We start from the raw sequence: 8977 nt of genomic DNA, 5'->3' as shown, positions 1-8977 counted from the left end.
CCCTGCCCCCTGCCCAAACGAAGTAAGGCATCTCACAAAATCGCATCGCTCCCCTATTAGGTTTAAGGCGGGGAGCAGAAACCCTGGGATTCCATGCCCGTCAAGTTCAAGCTACCCCAGAACTGCTTGAGAAATTAAATGAAGTTCCTTTACCAGCGATCATTCACTGGAAAGGTTATCACTGGGTGGTATTGTACGGGAAAAAGGGGAAAAAATATGTCATCTCTGACCCTGGCGTCGGCATCTTGTACCTCACCTCCAAGGAGTTAATTGCGGGTTGGAGTGATGGTGTGATGCTGCTGCTGATGCCAGACGATAGCCGCTTCTATAAGCAACCAGAAGATAAAATTGGCGGTTTTGGGCGCTTTATTGCCCGCGTTATGCCCTATCGCAATCTTTTGGTTCAGGCGATCGCTATCAACTTTGCGATCGGGCTGTTGTCCCTGGCTTCTCCTTTAATGATGCAACTCCTCACCGATGATGTGCTAGTGCGGGGAGATACCCAACTGCTAACGACAGTGGCAATTGGCGTCATTGCCATGAATCTAATTCAAAGCGCCATTGGTTTGGTACAATCTCACCTGATTGGTCATTTTGGTCAACGGTTGCAATACGGGCTAATTCTAGAATACGGCCGAAAACTGTTGCGCTTACCGCTATCATATTTTGAAGCACGCCGCAGTGGGGAAGTCGTTAGCCGGATTGCAGATGTTCATACCATCAATAATCTAGTCTCTCAAATTGTCCTTGGTTTACCCAGTCAATTTTTTGTGGCTCTGGTTTCCTTGGGTTTCATGCTCTTTTATAGTTGGCAACTGACTCTCGCTTCCGTTGCCGCTTTTGCGATCGTCACTTTTGTTAACCTGCTTTTTCTTCCCGCCTTGCGCCAGAAAACCCGCAGCCTCATCGTTAAAGGTACAGAAAATCAAGGCTTTTTAGTCGAAACCTTTCGCGGTGTTCAAGTCCTCAAAACCACCCAAGCGACTCCGCAAGCTTGGCAAGAATATCAGACAAATTTTGGTCGCCTTGCTAACTTAGACTGGACTACGATGAAGTTGGAGCTTTACAGTGGCACAGTCACTAGTATTCTTTCCAAGTTGACGAGTATTGGCATACTCTGGTTAGGTTCTAGCTTGGTGATTAATCAGACATTATCCATCGGTCAACTGCTGGCGTATAGCGGTATGAGTGGTAGCTTTCTTGGCTTTTTAGAGTCAGCAGTTGGGCTAATTGATGAATTTATCACTGCTCAAATTGTCGTTCAACGCTTGACAGAAGTGATAGATTCTACCCCAGAAGATGAAAATGACTTTAAAAAACCTTGGGCAGAAATTCCTGGCAATGCAGAGATTAGTTGTTCTCAAGTTAACTTTCACCATCCTGGTAGAACTGACCTGTTAGAAAATTTTTCTTTAACTATTCCTGGTGGTAAAGTAATAGCCTTAATCGGTCAATCTGGCTGTGGGAAAAGCTCCCTTGGCAAATTAATTACTGGTTTATATCAAGTTAAATCTGGTAACATCCGTTATGGTTTATACAACCAGCAAGACTTATCTTTAGAATGTTTGCGACAGCAAGTCGTATTGGTTCCTCAAGAACCTCATTTTTGGAGTCGTTCGATTGTGGAAAATTTTCACTTCAGTTATCCCAACATTAGTTTTGAGGAGATAGTCCTTGCTTGCCAAATTGCTGGAGCAGATGAATTTATTAGCAAATTACCTGATAAATATCAAACTGTTTTAGGCGAATTTGGTGCAAATATTTCTGGTGGACAAAGGCAGAGATTAGCTATAGCTAGAGCAATTGTGATTGACCCACCTGTATTAATTCTAGATGAATCTACAGGCGCTCTTGACCCAGTAAGTGAAACCCAAGTTTTGGATAGATTACTTAATCACCGTCAAGGTAAAACTACAATTATGATCAGCCATCGTCCTCAAGTTATCAAACAGGCTGATTGGATTGTATTGCTTGAAGATGGTCGCTTAAAAATTCAAGGAACTCCAGAAGAATTACGCCATATCCCTGGAGAACATTTAAGCTTTCTTGATGAAATTTATTCTTCTAATAATGGTAATGGATTGAAATCTTCTTTACTTTTTCGTAATTAGTTAATGTTGATTAGACATTTTAGAGATATTTATAACTTATGATTAGTAAGTCTCAAACAAATTTTTTACCCTTAGTTCAAGACAATGAGTTTCTCCCACCAATTAGTCGTTGGACTACATTTGGCGGACTATTTATCGTGTTTGCCTTGGCGTTAGCTGTTCCTGTGGCTGCGGTTGCTAAATATAAAGTTACGGTGATTGGGCAAGCGGTTGTCCGTCCTGCGGGTGAATTGCCAATTGTGCAGGCGGCGACAGAAGGACAGGTAATGCAGATTTACGTCAAAGAAAATCAAACGCTGCAAAAAGGAGATATAATTGCTACTATTGATGACTCTCGATTGCAAACAAAAAAAAACCAGCTGCAAACCAATATTCAACAAGCTAGGTTACAACTAATTCAAACCGTTCCCCAAATTAATGCAATCGATAGTCAAATTCGAGCTGAAAGCGATCGCACCAATCGGACTATCGCCTCTGCTAAAGCTGAATTGCAGGGACGCGATCGCGATCATCAAGACAAAAAAATTATCAGTATCACTGAACTTCAAGAAGCATCAGCCAATGTCAAAATGGCTCAAGAAGAATTATATGCAGGGCAAGCACAGTTACAATCAGCATTAGCTAATCTCCACGCAACTGAGGCGGCTTTAGGAGCAGCGACATCAAAGCAGAACCGATATGAAAGTGTTGCTAAACAAGGGGCATTATCTCGCGATCAATTAGAAGAAGTACAGCTGGCTGTCAAACAGCAACAACAAGCTGTACAGGCGCAAAAAGCCACTTATAAAGCCCAAGAAAAAACGAATGAACGGCTAAAACAAGCTGTTAATGGGGCTATTGCGAAACGCGATCGCGCTCAAGCAGCTCTCAATCCCAGCAACGCAGAGGTAGCAATGGCGACTGAACGCATTGCTCAAGAAAAAGCTTCTGGGGAAGTAAATAAAGCATCTTTAGAAAGAGAACTTCAAGCACTTATAAAACAGAAAATTGAAACGGAAAAACAATTAGAGCGCGATACTAGCGAATTCAAGCAAGCTGAAATTGACCTGAAGCAAACTACTATTACCGCTACAGCAGACGGGATTATTTCCAAGCTCAATTTGAGAAACCCCGGTCAAACTCTCCGGGCTGGGGAGGAAGTTGTCCAAATTGTTCCTAGTCATGCACCTTTAGTTATCAAAGCAGCTGTCGGTTCTGAGGAAAAAGGTAAGATAAAAGTCGGTCAAAAGGTGCAAATGCGAGTTAGTGCTTGTCCTTATCCTGATTACGGTACTCTCAATGGCGTTGTCAAAGCGATTTCCCCTGATGCTATTAGTTCGCAAAAAAACGATGCAGATGCTAATACGAACTCTACCCCAAAAGCAACTGCTGTAGGTGCTTTTTACGAAGTCACAATTGAACCAGAGAACCTTGCTTTAGGTCGCAGTACAAAGAAATGTCAAATTCAATTGGGTATGGATGGCAGAGTTGATATTATTACCCGCGAAGAAACTGTACTGCAATTTGTGCTCCGCAAAGCAAAATTAATGACGGATTTTTGAGATCGCCAATCGCCAAATTGACGTTATTTTTCAGTTATAAAGGAAAATCTTATTCAACTAAGGGTTGTGAAATCGGGAAAAATTCCTGACGGCGTTTAATCAACATTACAACAACACCGCTTGCAATCACAGCAAAGGCAGAAGGAATAAATGGCAACCATAACCCTTGTTTTAAAAGAGCGATCGCACAAACTCCATATAATATGACAACTGTCACAAAGATGGTATATCTTTTATGTGAGAGCGATCGCACCCGCCAAATAATCAGACTCCCAACTACAGACCAGCCGCATATCCAGAGAATATCGCCCCAGTAAGGCAAAACCCAAAGAATTGGACGTTGGTCTAAAACTGCACTCAAAACTTGGCTAACCATTTGTGCTTGTATAAATATCCCTGGTATTTCTTGGTAATCTTGCTGTGCAGTACTATAGAGAGTTGACCAAGTATCGCTGACTGTATTAGCTGTCACTCCAATGATCACTAGCTTATCTTTAAGTGATTTATGGTCAAATTTATCACTCAATACATCATCAAGGGAAACTCTCTGATAATCTGTATTACGGTAATTGACAAGTATTTGATTTCCACCTAAATCAACTCCTTGTTGATAGGCACCACTGCGACTAGGTTTTAAACGTTTAAATACTTTAGAGCCAAACTGTACATAATCTTCATTAAATTTAGGTTGAATATTTTTGTAAGATAAGTAACGAGCAACTAATTGCAACGAAAGCGAATAAGGCGTTGTACAAGTCGAAGAAGGCTCTTGTGCCATCATCAAAATTTGGCGACGGACGATACCATCTGGGTCTTGAATTGCATCAGTAAAACCCTGACGTCCTACAGGTACATCTTTCGGAGGTTTAACACCTTGGGTGTCATATTTACTATCGCGGCTTTTGCAGACAACAACAACATTCTCTTTATTAAGTTCAGTCGGAAGTTGTATTAGATTTGATTTATTTGGGGAGTCAGCGAAGTCTCTATAAATATCCAGTCCAACAACTCGCGGCTGATACTTTTGTAATTTGTTGAGTAATTTAGTTAACGTGCTATCCGAAATGGATTTCATTCCTTTGGTCATCTCTTGTCGTGATTGAATATCTCTTTCAGTAATTTCTACAATTATCAACCTTGGATCTGGGTCTTCCTTAGGTCGCAACCGTAGCATTTGATCGAAAGTTTGCAGTTCGATTTTCTCAAAGATTCCCAAGTATCTCAAACCTGCTGTTGAAATAGCCACAATCAAAGTACTAAGTAGTACAGTCCAAAGTTTGAATTTTGGTGTTGCAATTTTACCTTTTGTCGAAACTTCATCTACAAATTTAGGATCAGCAAAATTACCGCATAGTTCTTGCCACGTAGTAGGAACAGTTGTAGGATTTTGACAGATAACTGGCAACCAACTGGCACAAGGAAATTCATTTTCTAGTCCTTGAAGTCTTTCTCGCGCTTCTCGCACAGCCAAGTAAAATGGTTTGCTATCTGCAAAGGCGGTAAGAAAGTTTTTTAAAAATTCCTGTGCTATTAAATCTGGCACTCCTTCCCGCATTACAATCATTTGGGGAATATTTAAATCAGCTAAATTTCGTCCTAAACCAATTCCGTCACAAGAATTGAAAATTGCCAGTTTCAAACCGCGTCTAATTGCTGCCTTCAGTCCATTTTTTAACTGCGAAATTGCTAAACTTTCTGTTTGATTGATGCAAATTTCCCCAATCTCTCCGTCAGTGAGACTATTGCTATGTCCGGCAAAAAATAGAATATCCCAATCGTGATTCCATAGATACTCGTCAAGTGTTTGTCGTGTTGGTTCTACAAGAAAGGTGGTTTTAGCATCTGTTAAACCTTGTAATAAAGAGGCGTCTTTATCAATATCAATACCGACTCTATTGCCTAGAATTGCTAAAATTTTAACTTTACCTGTAGGAGATTTTTGTAATAGTTGAGGAGATTCATACTCATGATTGCTCAAAGCTAATTCCGCTTTCGGGTAATCTTCAAAAAAATGCCACAGATGCCAAGGCAAGCGATGCAGTAGAACTATATTTGTTTCAATAATTACTCTAATTTCATCATTACGACTGAGTAGAGTTCGCAACTGCTGTTCAATATTCTGAAATGACTCAAATTTTAACCAAGCATTGATATTGGCTTGTAGCTGTTGAGACACTTCATTGAAGTCATTGACAGAAATATTGGTTATATCTTGCGAATGTACTTTTATCCGTTGATTGCTACCCAGACGTTGATGAACTGCTGCGTAGAGTAACTGCCATCTGCGGTAGAGTTCGCTTAGTTCTGGTGCTGGCGGTAGACTCCCTATTAATTTCACGGGTACAAATTGGTTATGACACCAAAGTTGAGCCGTGACAACAGGAAATCCTTGATTTAAATCTCCTCCCAAGAAGCTGAAGACAACTAGCTTACTCATAAGTTAAATGGACTTTGCCATTCGTGATTAACTTGCTTACTAATGAATGTTAATTCGACTCGGCTGTGCGCGGCTGTTAGAAAACTTGTTCAGTCTGGCTCTTAATAACTAAATCACGAAACTTTCTGTAATCTGGCAACTATCAAGAGCAACCTGGATGCTAAAACATTCTCCCACTTCCCCATCAAAGAGTTTAAACTGCACATAAATATCTTGAATTCTTGCTTGTACTTGTTGAAGTATTTCCCCTTGATCTGAAAGTAAAACTAGCTTGATATTAGCGGGTAGGTAAGGTTGATTACAAGCTGGATGTAGCTGCACGCGAATCCTAACTTGTTGGTTAGCTTCTGGTATTAAGGCAACTAATAAAATAACTTTTTGAGCCTCTATTTCTATCCCTAAATCAATCAGCTTGGCGCGTTTGATAGCAGCAGCATTTAACCCAGAAGAAGTACGGAAATTAAAAGCTAGGCTACTGGAGTTTGGCTCAAAAAAAGTCTCTATAGCTTGCCAAGAAGCATCGTAAATCTGCTCCAACCAATGACTGAGATTCACTTGTACTTGTGAAAATTGCGTAGGCGCAGCTTGTCGTAGATATCGCAACCTTTCTTGGTACAAACGCTGCCGCCACTGCTCATTCTCCAGTAGCACTCCCCAGGTTGTAAATGGCACTGCAAGTCTCGAAAATGTTACAGAGGAATTACTTAACTGTTGTACAAGATTTTCTACTTGAACAGTCGATAATTCTGGTAGTGGAGCGATCTCCGCTTTCATCTCCTCTGTTCCACAAAATTGGTAGGTCATCCAAAAAGCATTAAGGTCTTTAATTAAGTGCCGTGCATCTATACAATAAGTCCTATCTACTTGGTCATAGTATGCCAGTGATTTAAGTTCACGATGGGTTATGTAGCCCCAAATTCTTACCCACTCGCCATCTGGTGTGACTTGCACTGCTAAATAATAGTCTGCTGCCCAACTGGGAATGTCTACCCATTCTTGAGGAACTTCTAACTCACTATCATCAATTGCCTCGCTGGGAATTAAAACGACTCGCTTTTCCTTTAACAAAATTGCTGCGCCATTGACAAATTCCCAAAAAGCAGGAAAACCAGGGGAACCGTACCAGATACTTACTTCTGGAACATATTCAGCTTTTACCCAATTCAAAAACCCATGAAGGCAAATTTGATTCATGTAAGCACGCCAGCGACTGTTAGGTGTGGCGTACATTTGGCTTTCTTGCCAAGAACTTGTCTGTAATGATGGTGATATTTCTAACAATAGTTCCTGCGGTTCTGTAAAAGCGTAAGTCATTTTTACTACCTCATCTTTCATAACGTTAGCTAGATTCCCCATATTTAACTTTCAACCATTCTTCCAAAGCACTACTCATATCATTAACTAAGTTGGAAGTCACAGAAATATTAAGCGTATCTTGACTCCATTGGATCAACGCTGCTAGCATTAATTCTCTAGCTTTGAGCAGTCGGCGAGAAACAGTAGGCTGACTCATTTGTAGACGTTGTACAATCTGTGGCTGAGTTAACCCCTGTTGGTAGTAAAGTTTAAGTATTTCCTGGCTTTTTGCCTCAAAAGTTTGTAAAGTTTTTAACAAAACAGCCTCAATCTGAGATTGTTGATTTTGTTGGTTTTGGGCATCCTCTTGGGCTATCATCTGAGCGATTAATGATTCAGAGGATGGATCTGGCAAATCAAAAGTTGTTGTGGAGTCATCTTTTGGTATCGCTAAATTTAAAGAACTAACAGGTGGATACAGATAACCACGCACGTAGATAGCTGCCTGGGTTAGCCACTGTTCAATTTTCTCTCTTGTGGATTCTGGAGTAGGTTGATTTAACTGATTTTGGCGTTCGCGGTTGTAGAGGTTGACAATAGCTTCCCAAAGTTGGGGTTCTGGTTCTGGTAGTGACTTTGTGCCACCTGGTTGGTTTTGAACATACAGTTCTTTGAAACAAGTCCAAGCTAGTCGATATTGGGCAATTAGAATAGGTGATAATCCAGCTTGAGTAAGAGCTTCTAATAACTGTTTTTTGCTTACTTTCCGTAACAATGCCCAATTTGTGCAAATATCAGCTTCCTTGCGTTGGCGCAAAATATCTTTTAGCCGAGTGGGGACTGCCATAATAGCATAGGCTTTTAAGCTAGAGCATTTTTCTAGATTAAAGTTTTTGAGAATTGTTTCAATTTCAGCATTCGCCATTTGAAAATAATCTGCTAGGCTGTGTTGACTATTTGTAAATTTGGCAATTGTTTTTTTAGCAGCCCAATAATTTGGTTCTTGTAAATAAGCAGACAAATGCCTTCTAGCAAGGCTATTAGATTCCTCTCGCCAGCACTTGTGCCAATGTAAAGCCCAAAAATTTTCTGAGTTAGAGACGAATGGTGAAGACTCCAAGCAATTTTGAATATTTCGATGCAGTTTGATATCAATCAACCATTTGCTGAATCTGTCTCCTTCTAAGTCAACGAAGGTTGAGAACATCTCGATAATTTTTTGACGAGGACGCATAAGCAGTTTAAAAAATTTAGGTGATTCAGTACTTGTTATGCTAAACTAATAATTAAAATGCCAATTTAATAAGCATCTTACTCTAAAATTATTAAAGTTTTTGAAGCCATAAGTTGAACGCTTAATTGGCTTAAGTTTGTTATTGATGCCTTTCCTGCGGAACGCTACGCGAACAACAGCAACACTTGTTGTCCTATTATCAAAGTAAGCTATTATTTCATCAAACCATCGGATAAAAGTGAAGTTTTATAACCAATGCAAAAATCTATACTGACTTGCTCTAAGACTTCAGTTCCCCACTTTCTAAGAGGATGTCTGAGAAGTTTTGCATTGGTGATTAAAATTACGCAAGTTGCTT

At 40.2% G+C, this 8977-nt stretch carries 4 protein-coding genes and 2 pseudogenes; 2 read left to right on the top strand and 4 right to left on the bottom strand.

What is annotated here, in order from left to right:
- Positions 1-38: 38 nt before the first annotated feature.
- Both ACFE90_RS32465 and ACFE90_RS32460 read left to right on the top strand, forming a co-directional pair.
- Positions 39-2111: pseudogene (locus tag ACFE90_RS32465) on the top strand (peptidase domain-containing ABC transporter); the annotation flags it as partial.
- 38 nt (positions 2112-2149) lie between these two features.
- On the top strand, positions 2150-3652 hold the full coding sequence (locus ACFE90_RS32460) for an HlyD family secretion protein (protein WP_375506428.1): 1503 nt from the start codon (positions 2150-2152) through the stop codon (positions 3650-3652).
- A 49-nt stretch (positions 3653-3701) separates the two neighbouring features.
- Here the strand turns inward: ACFE90_RS32460 and ACFE90_RS32455 are convergent, their stop codons facing one another.
- The 4 genes and pseudogenes from ACFE90_RS32455 to ACFE90_RS32440 all read right to left on the bottom strand — a co-directional run.
- Positions 3702-6089: a CHASE2 domain-containing protein gene (locus ACFE90_RS32455; RefSeq protein ID WP_375506427.1), complete on the bottom strand. Its 2388-nt coding sequence runs from the start codon at positions 6087-6089 to the stop codon at positions 3702-3704.
- 108 nt (positions 6090-6197) lie between these two features.
- On the bottom strand, positions 6198-7403 hold the full coding sequence (locus ACFE90_RS32450; RefSeq protein WP_375506426.1) for a DUF1822 family protein: 1206 nt from the start codon (positions 7401-7403) through the stop codon (positions 6198-6200).
- Between the two features lie 25 nt (positions 7404-7428).
- A complete protein-coding gene (locus ACFE90_RS32445) occupies positions 7429-8619 on the bottom strand; it encodes a sigma-70 family RNA polymerase sigma factor (RefSeq protein ID WP_375506425.1) in 1191 nt (396 codons plus the stop codon).
- A gap of 45 nt (positions 8620-8664) precedes the next feature.
- Positions 8665-8865 (bottom strand): annotated as a pseudogene (locus tag ACFE90_RS32440) (transposase); the annotation flags it as partial.
- Positions 8866-8977 lie beyond the last annotated feature (112 nt).

The organism is uncultured Nostoc sp. (genome assembly GCF_964245445.1).
Lineage (GTDB): Bacteria > Cyanobacteriota > Cyanobacteriia > Cyanobacteriales > Nostocaceae > Nostoc.
The sequence above is the reverse complement of the archived record's forward strand: the minus strand, read 5'-3'. Positions and strand labels throughout refer to the sequence as shown.

Coding starts and splice junctions, on each gene's coding strand:
- ACFE90_RS32460 (WP_375506428.1), top strand. CDS start 2,150: ATGATTAGTAAGTCTCAAACAAATTTTTTACCCTTAGTTCAAGACAAT.
- ACFE90_RS32455 (WP_375506427.1), bottom strand. CDS start 6,089: ATGAGTAAGCTAGTTGTCTTCAGCTTCTTGGGAGGAGATTTAAATCAA.
- ACFE90_RS32450 (WP_375506426.1), bottom strand. CDS start 7,403: ATGACTTACGCTTTTACAGAACCGCAGGAACTATTGTTAGAAATATCA.
- ACFE90_RS32445 (WP_375506425.1), bottom strand. CDS start 8,619: ATGCGTCCTCGTCAAAAAATTATCGAGATGTTCTCAACCTTCGTTGAC.